Source organism: Brevibacillus brevis, assembly GCF_022026395.1.
Taxonomy (GTDB): Bacteria; Bacillota; Bacilli; order Brevibacillales; family Brevibacillaceae; genus Brevibacillus.
This window is the reverse complement of the sequence record NZ_CP041767.1, coordinates 4,807,910-4,825,016: the sequence shown is the minus strand read 5'-3', so window position 1 is coordinate 4,825,016 and position 17,107 is coordinate 4,807,910. Positions and strand designations below refer to the sequence as shown.

General features: G+C 49.4%; 17 protein-coding genes. 10 read left to right on the top strand and 7 right to left on the bottom strand.

Annotated elements, in window-relative coordinates; genetic code table 11:
• Positions 1 to 11: 11 nt before the first annotated feature.
• On the top strand, positions 12 to 902 hold the full coding sequence (locus FO446_RS22860) for a GNAT family N-acetyltransferase (RefSeq protein ID WP_237899151.1): 891 nt from the start codon (positions 12 to 14) through the stop codon (positions 900 to 902).
• 96 nt (positions 903 to 998) lie between these two features.
• On the opposite strand, the gene FO446_RS22855 is transcribed toward FO446_RS22860, so the two are convergent.
• Complete coding sequence (locus FO446_RS22855) at positions 999 to 1,970, bottom strand: DMT family transporter (RefSeq protein ID WP_221867954.1); 972 nt, start codon at positions 1,968 to 1,970, stop codon at positions 999 to 1,001.
• Between the two features lie 139 nt (positions 1,971 to 2,109).
• On the opposite strand from FO446_RS22855, the gene FO446_RS22850 reads away from it, so the two are divergent.
• The 3 genes from FO446_RS22850 (at position 2,110) to FO446_RS22840 (ending at position 5,228) form a co-directional block, all read left to right on the top strand.
• Positions 2,110 to 2,970, top strand: a complete 861-nt coding sequence (locus FO446_RS22850; protein WP_221867955.1) for a LysR family transcriptional regulator — start codon at positions 2,110 to 2,112, stop codon at positions 2,968 to 2,970.
• A 107-nt stretch (positions 2,971 to 3,077) separates the two neighbouring features.
• The gene (locus FO446_RS22845; RefSeq protein ID WP_232773555.1) at positions 3,078 to 3,857 is read left to right on the top strand and encodes a helix-turn-helix domain-containing protein; all 780 of its coding nucleotides are present in this window, start codon (positions 3,078 to 3,080) and stop codon (positions 3,855 to 3,857) included.
• A 177-nt stretch (positions 3,858 to 4,034) separates the two neighbouring features.
• Positions 4,035 to 5,228: an MFS transporter gene (locus FO446_RS22840; RefSeq protein ID WP_221867956.1), complete on the top strand. Its 1,194-nt coding sequence runs from the start codon at positions 4,035 to 4,037 to the stop codon at positions 5,226 to 5,228.
• Here the strand turns inward: FO446_RS22840 and FO446_RS22835 are convergent.
• Positions 5,197 to 6,153, bottom strand: coding sequence for a helix-turn-helix transcriptional regulator (locus FO446_RS22835; RefSeq protein ID WP_237899149.1), 957 nt, complete (start codon positions 6,151 to 6,153; stop codon positions 5,197 to 5,199). The two genes, FO446_RS22840 and FO446_RS22835, sit on opposite strands and share 32 nt — an antisense overlap.
• A 118-nt stretch (positions 6,154 to 6,271) precedes the next feature.
• Between FO446_RS22835 and FO446_RS22830 the strand changes: the two genes are divergently transcribed.
• Positions 6,272 to 7,147: an SDR family oxidoreductase gene (locus FO446_RS22830; RefSeq protein ID WP_173610158.1), complete on the top strand. Its 876-nt coding sequence runs from the start codon at positions 6,272 to 6,274 to the stop codon at positions 7,145 to 7,147.
• Between the two features lie 51 nt (positions 7,148 to 7,198).
• On the opposite strand, the gene FO446_RS28965 is transcribed toward FO446_RS22830, so the two are convergent.
• The 5 genes from FO446_RS28965 to FO446_RS22810 form a co-directional block, all read right to left on the bottom strand.
• The gene (locus tag FO446_RS28965; RefSeq protein WP_255675942.1) at positions 7,199 to 7,333 is read right to left on the bottom strand and encodes a hypothetical protein; all 135 of its coding nucleotides are present in this window, start codon (positions 7,331 to 7,333) and stop codon (positions 7,199 to 7,201) included.
• A gap of 271 nt (positions 7,334 to 7,604) precedes the next feature.
• Positions 7,605 to 8,840: a benzoate/H(+) symporter BenE family transporter gene (locus tag FO446_RS22825; RefSeq protein WP_173610159.1), complete on the bottom strand. Its 1,236-nt coding sequence runs from the start codon at positions 8,838 to 8,840 to the stop codon at positions 7,605 to 7,607.
• 35 nt (positions 8,841 to 8,875) lie between these two features.
• Positions 8,876 to 10,312: a sigma-54-dependent transcriptional regulator gene (locus tag FO446_RS22820; RefSeq protein WP_173610160.1), complete on the bottom strand. Its 1,437-nt coding sequence runs from the start codon at positions 10,310 to 10,312 to the stop codon at positions 8,876 to 8,878.
• The gene (locus tag FO446_RS22815; RefSeq protein ID WP_232773560.1) at positions 10,281 to 11,600 is read right to left on the bottom strand and encodes a sensor histidine kinase; all 1,320 of its coding nucleotides are present in this window, start codon (positions 11,598 to 11,600) and stop codon (positions 10,281 to 10,283) included. Before FO446_RS22815 ends, FO446_RS22820 begins: the two co-directional genes overlap by 32 nt.
• A 10-nt stretch (positions 11,601 to 11,610) precedes the next feature.
• Positions 11,611 to 12,759, bottom strand: a complete 1,149-nt coding sequence (locus tag FO446_RS22810; protein WP_237899148.1) for an iron-containing alcohol dehydrogenase — start codon at positions 12,757 to 12,759, stop codon at positions 11,611 to 11,613.
• A gap of 259 nt (positions 12,760 to 13,018) precedes the next feature.
• Between FO446_RS22810 and adhP the strand changes: the two genes are divergently transcribed.
• The 5 genes from adhP to FO446_RS22790 all read left to right on the top strand — a co-directional run bounded on the left by adhP (position 13,019) and on the right by FO446_RS22790 (position 17,089).
• Positions 13,019 to 14,032 (top strand): alcohol dehydrogenase AdhP, encoded by a 1,014-nt coding sequence (adhP, locus tag FO446_RS22805; RefSeq protein ID WP_047074185.1) that lies wholly within the window; start codon positions 13,019 to 13,021, stop codon positions 14,030 to 14,032.
• A 582-nt stretch (positions 14,033 to 14,614) separates the two neighbouring features.
• On the top strand, positions 14,615 to 15,898 hold the full coding sequence (locus tag FO446_RS22800; RefSeq protein ID WP_173610164.1) for a helix-turn-helix domain-containing protein: 1,284 nt from the start codon (positions 14,615 to 14,617) through the stop codon (positions 15,896 to 15,898).
• A gap of 3 nt (positions 15,899 to 15,901) precedes the next feature.
• Positions 15,902 to 16,024: a hypothetical protein gene (locus FO446_RS28960; protein WP_016742160.1), complete on the top strand. Its 123-nt coding sequence runs from the start codon at positions 15,902 to 15,904 to the stop codon at positions 16,022 to 16,024.
• A gap of 235 nt (positions 16,025 to 16,259) precedes the next feature.
• Complete coding sequence (locus FO446_RS22795) at positions 16,260 to 16,499, top strand: HD domain-containing protein (protein ID WP_173610165.1); 240 nt, start codon at positions 16,260 to 16,262, stop codon at positions 16,497 to 16,499.
• Between the two features lie 116 nt (positions 16,500 to 16,615).
• Positions 16,616 to 17,089 (top strand): tripartite tricarboxylate transporter TctB family protein, encoded by a 474-nt coding sequence (locus FO446_RS22790; protein ID WP_237899147.1) that lies wholly within the window; start codon positions 16,616 to 16,618, stop codon positions 17,087 to 17,089.
• Positions 17,090 to 17,107: the final 18 nt, after the last annotated feature.

Below are 17,107 nucleotides of genomic sequence, written 5' to 3'. Positions count from 1 at the left end.
AGGTACGAACATTGCAACTAGAGGAACTGACTGCTAGCACTGCACGGGCGTATAAATCGTTGGTGCACCCCAAGCACATGGAGTGGCTGGACCAGATCAACGGCTCATCTGTTTGGGGATTTGGGGCTTCTAACAACAATCAGCCTGCGGGCATCGTGTTGGGGCGATCCGCTGTAAACGAAGGACAGGCCAAGATCATCGAGCTTGTGGTAGCAGAGGGGCATCAACGGCGGGGAATAGGAATGAAGTTGTTGTGGCACGCTGAGCAAAAAATGAGAGAACAAGGCATCAGCGATGGACAGTTTGCAGGCTTCATCAAAGCGCAAGATTTTCCATGGCTCTCCAAAATTGCGATCAGGGAAGACTGGCAGTTGCCGAAGGTGAAAACCTATTTGTACACACTCAGCTCGATGCGGTTGGGTGAATGCCAGTGGGTGCAGAGGCTGGCTCTCCCCGAAGGTTTTACCCTTTTTCCCTGGAAAGACCTGACGCCAGCAGAGCGACTGGAAATTGAGCAAGGGGAAGGCCAATGGTACCCGTCACTGTTGTCTCCGTTTTTTGAAGAAGGAAAATTCGATCCCGAATACAGTACAGGCTTGCGCTATCAAGGGAAAGTCATTGGCTGGGTGATCGTACAGCGAATGGCCGGTAATCTGCTTTTGTACAAAACGATGTTTGTCCAGGAGAAGTATCAGAAGCAGGCAAGAGGAATTACGCTTTTGATGAAAACCATTGAACACGCGCAGCCGACGTTTCCCTTTGGCATGTGTTTTGTCGAGCATGACAACGAGCCTATGCTGCGGTTTATGGAAAGAAGGCTGGGTCCGACGATTTTGCAACGGAAGCTCTGGATTGAAACGACGAAGGTACTAGTCGGACAATATTCGGATCACTTCTGTTAAAATTGTATGCTTGTCACGCAAGGGGAGCGGCGACTATCGATATAAAAAAGGATAGAGATTCAGGGCTTCCTGAATTTCTATCCTTACTTTTTTAGACTACATGGACGGAACTTTTCTTCCACTTGGCTGTTGCTTGGCGATTGAACGGTATGGCAGTTGCTTTCTTTGGAAGTGGTTGTTCCCGATCAGGGCCAGGATCACGAGCAAGGTGCCGCACAATTCGTAACGGCTGATCTCATAACCTTGAAACGCCATCATAGCAAAGGTCGTGATCGGAACCAGGTTGATAAACAAAATGCCGTTGAGCGGAGTGAGCAGCTTGATGCCTGCATTCCAGCTTAAAAGAGCTACAAAGCCGGGTAAAAGAACCATGAATGCCATTTCGTATTTGATGGACATCACCGTTTCGACGGTAGGAACCGGAAGCCATTGAAAGAGTGAGGAAGTCGTGACAATCACGAAATTCACTCCTGTTCCCAAGAGACACGTCAACGTGGAGTAGCGAAGTGTAGACCACGTGTTAAAACGCCCGCCGCCGATCGAGTAGACAACCCAACCCACAACGCCGATGAAAATGAAGAACAACGGGATCAAATGCTCACTTGCTGTAGTAAAGAAGGTAAGATTGCCATTGGTAATCACAAGGACAGCGCCGACCAAAGCAACCAGAATCGTCGCCAAGGTATAGTACGGCGGCAGCTTTCTAGTGGTAATGGATAAAAGTACAATTGAGATCATCGGCATGAGCACTTCCATAATGGATGCGGCAATCGTGCCTGGCTCTCCCATCGAATCCTGCCCGAGAAATACTCCCATATTGTAGACGGTAAACGCCATTGTTCCAAAAAACAGCAGAGACTTCCCGCGCCCCTCAAACCGAAAAGCAGACAAGCCTTCTTTTGCCCAGAGCAAACCGCACAAAATGACTGTTACGAAAAAATAGCGAAGAAATGAGAAGTAAAATGGATCGATCTCTTGCAGTGCGATGTGCGCAACCGGAAACATCGCCCCCCATGACATACTGGCGACCATGCAGAAAATAGACCCCAAAAGTAGTTGCTTGTTCATTATGCGATTTCTCCCTTTTTTTGAACTTCCTCTTAGATGTTGACTTACCACATCATACTGGATGGAAATATGTTAGTATAATGATTGATAATAACTTTATGTATCATTTTCAGTGATAGATGAAAAGAGGGAGAGAAACGTGGAGATCAATGATTTGAAAATATTCCAGATGGTCGCCACATTGGGCAGCGTGAGCAAGACCGCAGCCGAGCTGAGCTACGTTCAGTCGAATGTGACAGCACGGATCAAGCTGCTCGAAAAAGAGCTGGGGACACCTTTGTTTTATCGCAACAAGCGAGGCATGACCTTAAATACAGAAGGGAAGCGCCTGCTTGAATATTCGCGGGAGATCATTGCCAAATTCGAAGAAATGCAAAAGTACTTCCATCGAGCTTCCGAGCCGTCTGGAGTGCTGGAGGTCGGGATGGTCGAGACGATTAATGCCCTTCCAAGGTTGCTATCCTCGTATTGCAGCCAGTATCCGCATGTGGATATTTCCTTGAAGGCAGGCGTGACAGAGCAATTGCTGCAGAAGGTATTGGATCTCGCGCTGGATGGAGCGTTCGTGAGTGGGCCGATCAACCATCCTTTGATCGAGCAGGAGCAAGTGTTTCAAGAGGAGCTGGTGTTAGTAACGAAAAAAAGTTCCTTCACTGCCAGTGATATCACAGGAAAAGCTCTTTTGCTCTACAAAAAGGGGTGCGGGTATCGAGAACGGTTAGAGACCTGGATGAAGGTTGAGGGCTTGATTCCCAAAAAAGTGATGGAGTTCGGTACGTTTGAGACCATTATCGGGGGCGTAGCAGCGGGGATCGGCATTACCATTTTGCCGAAGTCGGCCGTACATCACTTGGTCGAGAGCGGAACGGTTCATATTCATCGCATCCCGGAGCCTTATCATGAGGTGACAACCGTTTTTATTCGTCGAAAAGATTCCTTTGTAACGAACACGATGCAAGCGTTTCTAAACGAAATCCGTTTGCAGAAAACGAAAGCGTAACTCCTGCAATTTACTTCTTCCATCGTTCAGAAAAATATGGTAAATTTTATTTCAGAACAGATGTTCTGTATTTTGCTGTGCAGAAGAGGGAGGGAGCAGTTCGATTGATGGACAGGTATACTGAAATTGACGAAGTGATCGCTTATATACATCGGCATTTAGACGAGCCGTTGCCACTTTCCCGGCTGGCGAATCATGTTGCGTATAGTCAGTATCATTTTGCGCGGATTTTTAAAGAAAGAATCGGTCTCCCACCTCTTTATTACGTATCGACCATGCGACTCCAACGGGCAAAAGATTTACTGCTGCGCACGAACATGAGTGTCCGCGACATTGGTCTGGAAATTGGCCAGCAGAGTCTAGGTACGTTCTCTACCCGTTTTACGGAGCGTGTCGGAGTTTCGCCTAGCGAATTTCGGGAAACGGCCCAGTTAGCGGAAGACCGCCTCCGTTCCTTGCAGCAGTTGACAGAGTGGACTCGGTTACATCCTGCCCCCGAGCGACCGATGACCATTGCAGGGACAATCGAGTCCACAGAGCCTTTTCAAGGCGTCATTTTGATTGGATTGTTTGCCAAGCCGATTCCGGAAGGTCTTCCTTTATACGGAACATTGCTGCCCTCGCTAGGCAATTTTTGTTTTACCAATGTCAGGCCAGGCACGTATTACTTGATGGCGACGTCTGTTGCCTGGGGCATGCAGGCGATGGATTTTCTCTTGCCGTACGAGACCTTGCGTACACGTTCCAAGAAACCAATCATTGTCACACCAACTATGATCGTCCCTCATCAGCAAGTTACTCTTCATGTGCCCCATCCGGACGACCCTCCCATCTTGATCTCTCTTTCTTTGCTCATGAACAGATTCATTCAGCGGCTTCCTCAATAAGAACAAGAATCCCTTGGACTGCCTTTTCAGCGTGGTTTGGTTAGAATAGAGCTTCTTGGGAAAGCCTACTATCACAATAGTCGAACTTTTTTCCGCGAGCAGGATATTGGACGGAAAAGCGAAATGATAACTAGGCGTGAATACCATGCGCAAAAGAAAGGAAAGCAGGGAACGAGAATGTCAAAGCCTTACAAAAAAGTTTTTTGGGCAGCCGGTTTTGGCTGGATGTTTGATGCCATGGATGTTGCACTTTTATCTTTTATTATGGTGGCATTACGACAAGAATGGGGTTTGACGGGGGAAGAGGCCGGGTTGCTCGGGACGGGCAATCTCGTCGGCATGGCGATTGGGGCGATTGCAGGTGGTTATTTGGCTGACCGGATTGGCCGCAAACCAGTGTTTTTGCTGACTTTGATCTTGTTTGGCTTGGCGAGCTTTGCGAGCGCTTTCGCAACTGGTTTTGCGACCATGCTGCTGTTCCGCTTCCTGATGGGACTCGGTTTGGGTGCCGAGCTGCCGGTAGCCTCGACGCTGGTAAACGAATTTGCGCCACCGGAGAAGCGAGGAAGTACGGTTGTGCTGCTGGAGAGCTTTTGGGCGGTCGGTTGGATCGCGGCAGCCGTCATATCGTATTTCATCATTCCGGACTACGGCTGGCGCGTGGCTGTCATGATCGGGGCGTTGCCCGTCGTGTACGCCTGGTTCGCTCGGAGGAGCATTCCTGAATCTCCGCAGTTTCAAAAGCAGGCGGAAAAGATTCCGGTTGGAAAGCTGTTAACGTCCCATCGCACAGAGACGATTACGCTGTGGGTCGTCTGGTTTGCGATTGCTTTCTCGTACTACGGCATGTTTTTATGGATGCCATCTGTTTTGGTTGACAAAGGCTTTACGATGATCAAAAGCTTCCAGTACGTATTGATCATGACGTTGGCCCAACTGCCAGGCTATTTCGCGGCAGCCTACTTCGTGGAAAAATGGGGACGGAAATGGACGCTGGCGACCTTCTTGTTCATGACCGGAGTGATGGCCTTCGCTTTTGGACAAAGCAGTGGCACCATGGAGCTGTTGGTGACAGGAGCCTTCTTGTCCTTCTTTAATCTGGGGGCTTGGGGTGCTTTGTACGCATACACGCCGGAAAATTATCCGACACCGCTGCGCGCTACGGGTTCTGGTATGGCATCCGGTGTCGGAAGAATCGGCAGTATTATCGCGCCGTATCTCGTCGGTTACTACTCGTCACATCATTACAGCTACACGTTCATTTTTAGTGTATTTACCGCGGTGCTGATCGTGGGAGCAATCGTACTGCTCATGTACGGACGAGAAACAAAAGTCCTTGCTAATTCTGGTTCTCGTACTGGCCAAGTATAGCATGCGCCTGCGCTATGACCTCATGTTTCAGCTCTTGCGGCTCCAGCACTTGAATGTGCGGGCCGAAGCTGAGCACTAGCGAGCATGCTGACGCAAGTGTGTGAAATTCAACCTCTGCTTCCATCCAGTCGTCTGTTGCGGCTTGGGTGGAAGCTATTTTTATATAACGCTCCTGTTTTACGGCAGGCAACGTCCCTTTTTTGACGAGTAACCGCGCAGGATAACGTGGGAGGCTGGATTTGAAGTCCAAGGTGGATTGTTCCCAATAGGAAGCGAGGTCGAACTCACTTGGGCGGATGAAGCCATCGTCTAACAGATGTGCATCCAACAGTCGTGAAATCCGGTACGTCCGCATGTCCTCGTCCACTTGTGCGACCAAATACCAAATGCTGCGCTTGGCGACGAGTCCGAGCGGGCAGACAATTCGCTCTACGGCCACATCCTCGCGCATGTAACGAATGAACAGCTTGCGGGAAAACCATACGGCATCTTGAACCACTGACAAGAAAGGAAACGTCTCTGTCGATTCGTGCCAGCCAGCCCCATCGATATGCAGGAGCTGGCGCACGTGGATGGCATCCTGCTGAACAGGTTTTGGCAGTGCGGACAGCAGCTTGAGAAATGCAGCTTCATAGTTTTCATGCAGCCCGAGATCATTCAACAAGGCAGCGGGGGACGCTACAAGCAGTGATTGCAGCTCATCTATTTTCATTCCGGTCAAATTACTGCGATACCCTTCTGCCAAAGCCCAGCCCCCATCTGCACCGCGAAGCGCATAGACGGGAACACCTGACGCACTCAAAGCTTCCATATCACGGTGAACAGTTCGCTCGGACACCTCCAGCCTTTCTGCTAATTGCTTGGATGTCATGCGACCGTGGTTTTGCAAGAGTAACAGGATCGTAAGGAGTCGATCTGCCCGCATAAAATTCCCTCCTAGAGTAAGAACAACATTACTTTGATTGTATCGTAACGAATATGACAGCGGTTGTCATATTTACTTCGTTATTCTTGATGCATGAATCGATGAGGAGGCATGACGAATGAAACCATTACAAGGCAAAGTTGCGGTGGTAGCAGGCGGCACAAGAGGAGCAGGACGGGGGATTGCGGTCAGTCTGGGAGAAGCAGGGGCGACGGTATATGTGACGGGACGAACGGTTCGAGGTCAACACTCTGATATGGCACGACAGGAGACGATTGAAGAGACAGCAGAGCTCGTGACGGCAAGCGGAGGAAACGGGATCGCTGTTCGAGTCGACCATACGCAGGAAGATGAGGTAAAAACGTTCTTTGAGCGTGTAAAAGCGGAGCAAAATGGTCAACTCGATCTTTTGGTCAATGACATCTGGGGTGGAGATCCGTTGACTCACTGGGGGACGCCGTTTTGGGAGCAGCCATTGGCAGACGGCCTATTGATGCAAGAGCGCGCCATTCGTACGCATATGATCACCAGTCACTATGCGGTTCCACTCATGGTGGCGCAGAAAAAAGGGTTGATCGTCGAAATAACCGACGGAATCGACTATCGGTACCGCGGCAATCTGTACTACAGCTTGGCAAAAATCTCGACAATTCATTTAGCGGTGTCGATGGCAGAGGACCTGCGCCCACACGGGGTTACCGCGTTGGCTTTAACACCAGGCTTCCTGCGCTCAGAAGCGATGCTCGATCATTTTGGCGTGACAGAAGAGACGTGGAGAGAGGCAACGAAGCAAGATAAGCACTTCCTCATGTCGGAAACACCCGCGTATATCGGTCGAGCGGTGGTTGCGCTGGCATCGGACCCGGCTGTCGCAGAAAAAACAGGGAAAACGCTCAGTACATGGGGCTTGTCGGACGAGTACCCCTTCACGGATCGAGACGGCAGTCGCCCGCATTGGGGAAATTACGCCGAGGAACAAGGGTTTTACCGCTAGTTTCAGGGAACATACCAAACGGCTCCTCAGATTCATTCGAGGAGCCGTTTCTTAAATTGCATCCAGTACATCCTCTTCCGTAATAGAGGGAATCTTGTCTGACACAAACACGTTCTTATACGCGGTGTCGCTGTCCCCACCTGTCGCCTTAAATAACTGGTTGGGGGTATTTGGAAACCATCTCACGTGACCAACTTCTTCATCATAACCACCGTTGAGAAACAGAAGATACTCGCCTTCTGGAATTTCAGTCTACTTATGGTCCGCAATCAGAGCGATCTCTTTATCTTTATCAGGTTGAAACCTACGATGCGGTACAGCTTGATCGTATCTCCCGCCATTGAGGAGTGTGTAGACTCCTTCGTCGTGCAAGCAGAGCCGATCGTTAAAAGGAAAGCTGAAAGAGTGATGATACCCAACCATCTTCTCACGGGACTCTATCCTCACGTTCAGGCAGCTATGCCAACGGCTGCTTATTATTCTTTTTCCCCAACCAGCTTTTCACGTTGCCATTCAAAATCAGATGGGTGATCACCCCTGCAATCAAGCCCCAGAAGGCAGCGCCGATTCCGCCAATGGAGATGCCGGAAATCGTGACGAGAAACGTAACCAAGGCGCATTCCCGTTCCTTCGCTTCTGCCATCGCCTGTGCGAGGCTGGAACTGAGTGAGGCAAATAGCGCCAAGCCCGCAATGACGGCGATCAATTCTTTGGGCAAGGCAGCGAATACCGAAGCCATCGTAGCCCCAAACATCCCGAAGATTAAGTAAAAACCTCCGCAGGCAATCCCGGCAATGTAGCGCTTGGTATGATCCGGATGAGCTTCTTTTCCTGTGCAAATGGCCGCCGTAATCGCTGCCAGATTGATTCCCGGTGAACCAAAAGGAGCGAGCAACAGCGACGCGATGCCAGTAGTCGTTACGAGCGGTCCAGCAGGTGTATCGTACCCGTCTGCTTTTAAAACGCTAATTCCTGGGGCGTTCTGAGAGGCGAGCGCAACGATGCACAATGGAATTCCCAAGCCGATGATCGCATCGAGAGAAAACGTCGGCATCGTAAAGACAGGCTGGACAAGGGACATCTGAACATTGTCCATTTGCAAACGCCCCAAAAGAAAGGCGACACCCAAGCCGACCAAAAGTGTAAGCACGACAGCATACCGCGGAGACCAGCGTTTTGCGAATAAATAGCAAAAGATCATCGGCAGAGCCAAGGCAGGCAGGTGCTGCATGGAAACAAAGACTTCTACGCCAAAAGACAGGAGAATCCCCGCGAGCATGGCGGTCGTAATCGACTGCGGGACGTATTTCATCAAGACGGAAAACAAACCGGAAACGCCGACAAGCGTAATGACTACGGCTGAAAAAATATATGCGCCAATCGCGTCGGGGAAGGAGTATACGGTCAAACTGGTGACCAAAAGGACTGCCCCCGGCGTCGACCAAGCCGTGATGACCGGGGTGCGAAACCAGATGCTTAGCACAATGCACGTCAAGCCGCTCCCAATCGAGATGGCCCAAATCCAAGAAGCGAGGACAGCATCACTGAGTCCTGCACCCTTGGCTGCTTGAAAGACGATTAGCAATGGTCCCGCATAGGAAACCATCGTGGCGATGAGTCCAACAATAACGGCAGATAGAGAGAAGTCAGCAGGGATTTTTTTCAGGGTCGAGAAAGGTTTTTCGGGAACCACGACGTGAATGCCTCCTAGATGCGCCAATGCAGACGTTATGCTTTTTCGTTCAAAATGTAGCGAATCGTCCGTTTGGTGATGTTTAATTTTTTGCTCAAAAGCTGCCTGTTTCCATTCGTTTCGGTCAAGCCCTTTTCGATAATCGTTCGCCCGATCTCGCCTTCGAGCTGTTTAACCCGCTTGATCAAATAGTCGAAGTCGATCCCGTCTACAGAGGTGACAAGGCGACTGATCGTATCGACAAAGCGCTCGCATTCATGATCGATGACCTGCTCGATCCGTTTGGCGACAGTGGGTGGATGCGCTTGTACCGTACGGCTCCGCAAATTCGCTGGCAAATGCTCGGCACGCAGTCGTTCGCATTCGTGCAACGCGATGGTTTGATTCAGTACGTTGATCAGTTGGCGGACATTGCCGGGCCAATCGTAGCGCTGCAAGAGCTCAATGGCATCCTGGTCGATTTCACATGGCCCTCCACTGCGCTTTTGCAAGTAGTAGTGCGCGATTGTCGGGATATCCTGAATCCGTTCGCGAAGAGGTGGAATCGACAGCTTGATCCCTTCCAGACGATACAACAGGTCACTTCGGAAACGATTCATTTCGACTTCATGCTCCAAATCGCGATTGGTAGCAGAAATAAAGCGAATATTGCTCTGACCGATCTGCTCGCCACCGACGCGCATGAACTCTCCCGTCTCTAATGTCCGCAAGAGCTTCACTTGGATGGAAGGGGGAGCCTCCCCGATCTCGTCAAGAAACAGTGTTCCGTTATGAGCCTGCTCGAACAAGCCTTTGCGGGATTTGAGCGCTCCGGTAAAAGCGCCCTTTTCATAGCCAAACAGCTCACTTTCCAGCAAGGATTCCGGCACGGCCCCGCAGTTAAAAGCGACAAAAGGCTGTTGGGCGCGATTGCTTGCTCCGTGGAGAAAACGGGCCATCAGCTCCTTGCCTGTACCCGTTTCGCCCTCTATAAGCACGTGGATCGCCTTTTTTGCTAATTTTTTGGCAATTGCGGTCACATTGGCCATCGGACTGTCAGATGAATACACGATACCATATTGGGCGGCTTCTTGGGATAGGTGATCGCTGTGTTTGCTGGAAGAGGAGAGCACCGCGTCGATGACCTGCTCCAGACTGTTCAGATCGTCGAACGGCTTCTCCAAGTAATCGCGCGCGCCCCATTGCATCGCTGTCACAGCCGATTTAATCGTACTGAAGCCCGTCATAATCAAGACTTCGCAGGCGGGAAATACGGCCTTGATCTGTTTGAGTAGCGTCAAGCCGTCGGCATCTGGCAGCTTCAGATCCACGAGTGCAGCGTGAAATCCGGTAGAATCCGAATGAAGCAGCCGTTCCACGTCCTTGCCAGAATTGGCGACGACGATATCGCAGTCTTTTTTCTTGAGGAGATAGGTGAAAAAGGTAGTCACTTCTGTTTCATCATCCACGATCAAAATCCGTTTTTTCTCCATCGTTGTCCTCCTCGTCAGCTAACAGTGGCAAAAGCATCGTAAACTTGCTGTACTCTCCCTCTACGCTTTCGGCAAACAGCTTCCCGCCGTGTGCTTCTGCAATTCCAAGACTGACGGAAAGCCCGAGACCAGTCCCTTTTGTCCGTTCCTTCGTCGAGAAGAAGGGCTGAAAAATCTGCGAAAGCTGTTCTGCACAAATCCCTGTGCCGTTATCGTAAACGGATAAGCCAACGTAAGAGCTGTTGTTCTCTTGTGTGAGGAAGGAACGAATGGCGATGTGTGGAGATTCCCTGTCTGCCACAGCGTCCCGTGCATTTAACAGGAGATTGATCACAATTTGCTCGATCTGATGACGACTCCCATGAAACAGCAGGGGTGGCACAGACATTTCCCGGGTTATGGTCAATCCGGAAACAGACAGCTGGTAGCCAATCAGCCCCAGTACATCCTCTACGACCTCGTCAATAGAGGTAGTGGAAAACAAGTACTCTTCCTGCCGCGAGAAGGTGAGCAGGTTTTGAATGATCTTTTTGCAGCGCACCCCGCATTGAAAGATGTCTTTCATCAAAGGAGCCTCTGGTGCATCTGCATCTGTCATCTCGCGCATGAGTAATTGAGAGTTTCCGAGGATGGCTGTGAGCGGACTGTTCAGCTCATGGGCAATGCCAGCAGCCATCTCGCCAATCGCCGCCATTTTTGCGGATTGAATCAGTTGGGCTTCGATTTTGATCTTTTCATTCACGTCTTGAAAAAGCAGGCTGTTTTCTACGACGACACCGACATGGCTGGCGATGAGCTGGATTAATTCGGGTTCGTCCCGATCGACTGGCTGCTTTGTTTGGCGTAAGAGTGTCAGAAAACCAAAGGTCTGATTCAACTGGCTGCGCAGTGGAACAGAGGTGGCATGATGCTCCGGCAGCACTTCGGCAAGGGTAAGATGAACCTGCCCGGTGAGCACAGGGGCTTCCACTGCAACGGTCTGTGTCAGCGTATGGCATTGCCAATCCCCGTCATTCCACGTGGCGAGATAGGAGGAAAGCATGCCCCCCTTCACGATGGTCAGGGCAAAGTGCTCGAATATGAGAATTTGCGAGAGCTGTGCAGCGATATAACTCGTCGTTTGTTGCCAGGTGGCGTTGATCTGGATTTGTGTCAGCTGGTTAATGACGGCGAGCTGCTTGTTTTTCTTTTTCATCTCCTCGATCAGATAGACGAGCTCGCTGTAATAGCTTTTTCGCGAGGATTGAATCCCGGTCAATTTTTCTAAAATCTCTTGTTTGGTATGCATGACGGACCTCCTACAAGGCTTGGCGAAACAGCGTCGCGACATCGTGGACGGTCATGTCGCGGGGATTGGTCGTCATGCACACGTCCAGTACAGCGAGAGAACTGAGCAGGTCGATTTGCTCTGGATGTAGCCCAATGGCCGACAAGGATTGGGGCACCTCCAGATCGCTTACCAGCTCCTTGACGGCTTTTAATGTGAGTCGAGAGGCGGCATGTGTGCTCAAGCCCACCGTGTTTTCACCGAGACATTCTGCGATTTGCCTGTATTTTTCCGGGGCCGCGATGTAGTTGTACTCAAGTACGTGGGGGAGCAGAATGGCATTCACCTCGCCATGTGGAGCGTCGAGGAATCCCCCGAGCTGATGGGACATGGCATGCACAGCACCGAGTATGGCGTTGGAAAAAGCGATTCCGGCTTGAAGACTCGCCATGGCCATCGCTTGCTTGGCCTCTGTATTGTATTGACTGGCGACAGATGGGCGCAAATGCTGGGCGATGAGACGCATAGCTTGCAGCGAATGCACTTCGGTCAGCGGCGTTGCGGCAAGCGAAATATACGATTCAATAGCATGTGTCAGCACATCTATGCCTGTATTGGCAGTGAGCAGCTTGTCCTTGGTCATCAAGGTTTGCGGGTCGATGATAGCGATATCGGGTATGAGCGATTTGGAGATAATCGTCATTTTCACTTTGCGTGCACTATCCACAATAATGGAAAATTGCGAAACCTCCGAACCGGAGCCGGCTGTCGTCGGTACCATTACCATGGGAGGAAGAGGATGCTGGATATTATCGACGCCTTCATATTGGACGATGCTGCCCTCGTTGGTAGCCAACAGTGCAATTGCCTTGGCTGCATCGATGGCACTGCCCCCGCCAACACCGAGAATGGCATTGCACTCCTTGGCGCGATATTCAGCAATCCCGGCATGAATCTCGTAATCTTTCGGATTGGCTGTCACGTTTGTCCATAGATGGTAATCGAGCTTTTGCTGCTGTAAGTAAGAGATGATCCGCTCGACCCAGCCTGCGTTTGCGACACCAGGATCACTGACAAGAAAGACCCGAGAAGCTCCTAATCGGCGCAAGCTTTCCCCTACCTGTCCGAGAGAGTGATTCCCAAAAATAATTTCCGGTGTCATGAACTTGGATATTTGCATGCGTTCGCCTCCTTTTTCCACTACGTAGTAATACAGCAGGCAGGGAGGAATACCCTTTTTCGGCCAAAAGGTTGGCAGGTGGGCCGTTTTTTCGGCTCATGTGCCGCAATATCGGCTGCTTGAAAGAAAAGAATCCGCGTAATGACTCATTTTTGAAGCGCTTTCATTTTGGCATACTGCTTGCAAGTAGTAGGAGGCGGGAAGAACACCTGCCCTTTGCGCACATGCCTGAAGGGGAAAAAAGAGGAGGAAGGTCAAGATGAAAGCAGCAGTAGTCAACGAGTTCCATCAAAAGCTGGAAGTAAAGGAAGTCGCCATTCCAGAGGTCGGACACGGTGAAGTTCTGGTAAAAATCAAGACGTGTGGTGTCTGCCATACGGACCTGCATGCGGCACATGGGGATTGGCCTGTGAAGCCAAAGCTGCCTTTGATTCCTGGACATGAGGGCGTAGGTGTTGTCGAAAAGCTCGGGGAAGGCGTTACCTCGCTAAAAATTGGTGATCGGGTAGGCATTCCGTGGCTCTTCTCCGCTTGCGGCGAATGCGACTACTGCCTGACAGGGTGGGAGACACTGTGCTTGCAGCAGTTAAACGGGGGCTATTCCGCCGACGGTGCTTATGCCGAATATTGCGTAGCGCCTGCTGCTTACGTGGCACGCATTCCTGACGAGCTGGGCGATGTGGAAGCAGCGCCAATCCTGTGCGCTGGGGTAACCACGTACAAAGCATTGAAGGTAGCAAACGTGAAGCCGGGTGAATGGGTGGCGATCTACGGCATCGGCGGCTTGGGTCATGTGGCTCTCCAATATGCCAAGGCGATGGGGTACAATGTCGTAGCGGTCGATATTCACAAGGAAAAACTGGACTTGGCCAAAGAACTAGGGGCAGATGTGACAGTAAACGGCAGTGAGGTTGATCCGGTACAAGCCATTCAAGAGCAGGTGGGCGGTGTCCACGGTGCGATCAGCGTGGCAGTTACCAAGAAGGCTTTTGAACAAGCCTACAAATCCGTTCGACGCGGCGGCTCTCTCGTTGTTGTTGGCTTGCCGAATGCAGAGTTGCCCATCCCGATCTTTGACACGGTGTTGAATGGCGTGACGGTGAAAGGCTCCATCGTGGGGACACGCAAGGACATGCAAGAAGCGCTTGATTTTGCAGCACGCGGCAAGGTTCGGGCGATCATCGAGACGCAGCCGCTTGATCAGATCAACGATGTATTGGAGCGTTTGGAAAAAGGTCAAATCAACGGTCGGGTTGTTTTGACGATGGAGTAATGGAAGGATAGATGAAGCTGTTGTCGGGTTATGCTTTTCGTAAGCATGGGCTGGGCGACAGCTTTCTTTTTATAAAAGAAGCTGCAGTGTGGGGAAGAAGCGAATTTCCAGTCTACGCTTCGGCCTACGCCCTGCTAGGGGGCTAAGACTGTCCGCTCCGAAATAAATGGCGGGAGCGCTTCAAACGTAGATATTTCGATGAGGTAATCCATAGGTGAAGCTGAAATTCCCCGCCATTTATTCCGGAGCTGGGGCGGGCTCCAGAGGCGCTTGGACTGGAAATTCACTTCTTCCTACGTAGCTTTTGTTTATTTTTGCAAGTGAACCTGGGAGTCTACTGATAGAACTATTAAAGCAATTACCCGTTCCCGCTTCTTCACTTTTAAATCCAATAGACACAAAAATCCTGATATGATTAAGCAATCCCTTGAATGCCAAGAAAAGCTGTCTGCATAATGGTAGTAACACTGAATCAGTAAAAAGTGTAATCTATTTAAAAAATGATTCAAATCGATTATATCAATCGTGGTTTATTGTGCTATCATATCCATAAAAAGGAATCATCAGGAGGGTGTATTTGCTGTGATTTCAGAGGGAAAGACCTTTGGGGGCATATTACGAGTATATCGAAATAGAGCAAACTTAACACTGACTGAGTTATCAGAAAGAACAGGTGTAGCTTCTGGAACCATTAGTAAGATAGAATCCGATGCCTTTACTTTACCAAACATGCAGCATGTTATGAAACTGGCAAAAGAACTAGATATTCCACTATATACAGCGATCGTACCCTATTTACATAAAATTAAGCGCGAAGCGACACTTCGGACTCTATTAGAGGCAGTGATGCAAGAGAAGAATGTGGTACTTACCAACAAAGTCGCTTTGCAATTGTTAAATTGCCCCAAAAGCAATACATTTCTTTCTTTAGACTATCTGTATCAAACCGCTGGAACGGAAGCGAATGAAGAACTGCGCTTGGCTCTTTATGACGTGATCTGTGACTACTCGCGTGAGAATGGAATTCCTTTGTATCTGGCAAGATCGCTTTTCCAACGATACATGATTCGACGTGAAAATCTAAGTCAGCTAGATCAAACCTATGTAGAAGGCAAGGAGCTATTACACTATACATCCTATCTGCATATCAATGAGCGGATTTTGGCCTACTATAAATTTTCCTTCCATGCATTGCGTCTTGGATTCTATTCAGATTGTATTCATCTGTGTAAACAAGGACTTGAGATCGATCATAGTCAGAGTGAGCAAAAAGCAGCAGCGATCCTTGCGATCATCATTTCCTATTTTGAACTGGAAGACTATACATTGGGACATTTTTATCTGGAGAGATACGAAATGTTCGATTATCCCGAGGTGCATAAACATGCCAGACATATTCGGGGGAAACTATACGGAAAGACGGGGAAATTTGATAAAGCCATTCCGGTATTACAAGAGTGTCTGGCGCAACAAGCACAGGATGACAAAATTGTGATCGCGAATGATTTGCTGGAGATTTATATCCAGGTAGGAGAAGACGAGAAAATCCGTGAACTATTTTTGGCAGAAGCATCGATCTTGCCAGAAAATTTAACTACTCCGAATCAATACAATCAAATGGGACAGTATTTCCGAACGAAGGGCATCTTTTACATTCAAAAAAACGAAGCAGACTTAGGAATCGATAGTCTTGTGGAGAGCGTGAATTACTATCGCGCAATCAATGAGATAAAACAGGCGGATAAGAGTCTGAGTGTTCTTTTTGAATTCTATGTGTCACAGAAAAAAAATCTTCCTTTTGGTATACTCCATAAATTGGTAAACGTGTATAATGGAAGTAATCATAGATCCAAACAGGAGGTATAGGTCATGAAGAAATGGATATTGTCTTTGTGTATGTTAACCGCCTTCATTACAATGCCAGTTTTAGTAGAACAACCAGCCAAGCAGTCTAATCTGATTATACAATATGGCTGGCCGGAGCCTTGGTAATTATCTTTTTTCTCTGATAGTAGAAACATAAGCAACATACTGAACCATACAATCAATGCCCTCCAATTGGAGGGCATTTCTTATACGTACAAAATGAAATCCAAAGCTGTACAGAAGCCCTGTGACAGGGCTTCCGCTTGCCACAACAGTCGGAAGACAACATTTTTACTTGAGTAATTCGTTATAATTAATTATAACTAGTTATATATAGTTATAATTGGTGTGGAGGTAGCGGATGCAGATGGGAACGACGACGATGGTCAATTCGCAAAAATTATGGATGGTAGTTAAGCGGATGGAGCCTCATTTGATCCGCAATCAAGCCAATATGGAGAAGCTTTTGAAAATGCTCATGATCCACGATGTTTCGAACGACGATAACAAAGAGCTCTGGAGCGAGTTCGAAAGCAATGAGACGTATGAAGCGAAAGTCGCCCATGCCATAATTCGTCTAAGCAGCCAAATCGAAATCTAACGTCTACCATATGCTGTGTCCCGTGCGGACTGGCTATGGTAGTTTTTTTATGCTTTCGCACACAATGGGCGCATGTGCCATAGGCTGGTGGTAGCTTTTTTGCTGAGGTGATACACATGAGACGCCCGGATAATCAGCCAGATTTTATCGGTGCCCTCCTAAGTATGTTTCTTGGAGTCGTCCTATCATTCGAGGCCTATCGTCTGGAGGCATTTTCGACGTCCTTGTACGTAGGGGATCACACGCTGCCTGCGATTCTCGGCTTATTGTTTTTCTTGCTAGGAGGTGTGTTGCTGGTCCAATCATTCCGTGTGACGGAGGAAGCCTCTTCGCCAAACCCCGGACCGCTTTTTCCTGGAAAAAGGCTGCGCCTGTTGCTTTGCTTTTTATTCCTGTTGCTGTATGTCTGGCTGCTCGGCGCGATCGGCTACACACTGGCGACGCTCTTTGTCTCCTTTGCCTTTTTTATACTGATCGGCAGCTATCGGTGGCGTACGTCCATCGTGTACTCCGTCCTTTTGACAGGGGGACTGTATGTGGTGTTCATCTACTCGCTGCATATCACACTGCCTGGAGGCGATTGGTTTTAGAGCAAGCATGATAAGGAG

Excerpts from the sequence above, each read along its gene's own strand:
- FO446_RS22830 (WP_173610158.1), top strand. The coding sequence starts at position 6,272 with ATGAAACCATTACAAGGCAAAGTTGCGGTGGTAGCAGGCGGCACAAGA.
- FO446_RS28960 (WP_016742160.1), top strand. The coding sequence starts at position 15,902 with ATGAAGAAATGGATATTGTCTTTGTGTATGTTAACCGCCTTCATTACA.
- FO446_RS22815 (WP_232773560.1), bottom strand. The coding sequence starts at position 11,600 with ATGCATACCAAACAAGAGATTTTAGAAAAATTGACCGGGATTCAATCC.
- FO446_RS22840 (WP_221867956.1), top strand. The coding sequence starts at position 4,035 with ATGTCAAAGCCTTACAAAAAAGTTTTTTGGGCAGCCGGTTTTGGCTGG.
- FO446_RS22795 (WP_173610165.1), top strand. The coding sequence starts at position 16,260 with ATGCAGATGGGAACGACGACGATGGTCAATTCGCAAAAATTATGGATG.
- FO446_RS22810 (WP_237899148.1), bottom strand. The coding sequence starts at position 12,759 with ATGCAAATATCCAAGTTCATGACACCGGAAATTATTTTTGGGAATCAC.
- adhP (WP_047074185.1), top strand. The coding sequence starts at position 13,019 with ATGAAAGCAGCAGTAGTCAACGAGTTCCATCAAAAGCTGGAAGTAAAG.
- FO446_RS22855 (WP_221867954.1), bottom strand. The coding sequence starts at position 1,970 with ATGAACAAGCAACTACTTTTGGGGTCTATTTTCTGCATGGTCGCCAGT.
- FO446_RS22790 (WP_237899147.1), top strand. The coding sequence starts at position 16,616 with ATGAGACGCCCGGATAATCAGCCAGATTTTATCGGTGCCCTCCTAAGT.
- FO446_RS22820 (WP_173610160.1), bottom strand. The coding sequence starts at position 10,312 with ATGGAGAAAAAACGGATTTTGATCGTGGATGATGAAACAGAAGTGACT.
- FO446_RS22835 (WP_237899149.1), bottom strand. The coding sequence starts at position 6,153 with ATGCGGGCAGATCGACTCCTTACGATCCTGTTACTCTTGCAAAACCAC.
- FO446_RS22845 (WP_232773555.1), top strand. The coding sequence starts at position 3,078 with ATGGACAGGTATACTGAAATTGACGAAGTGATCGCTTATATACATCGG.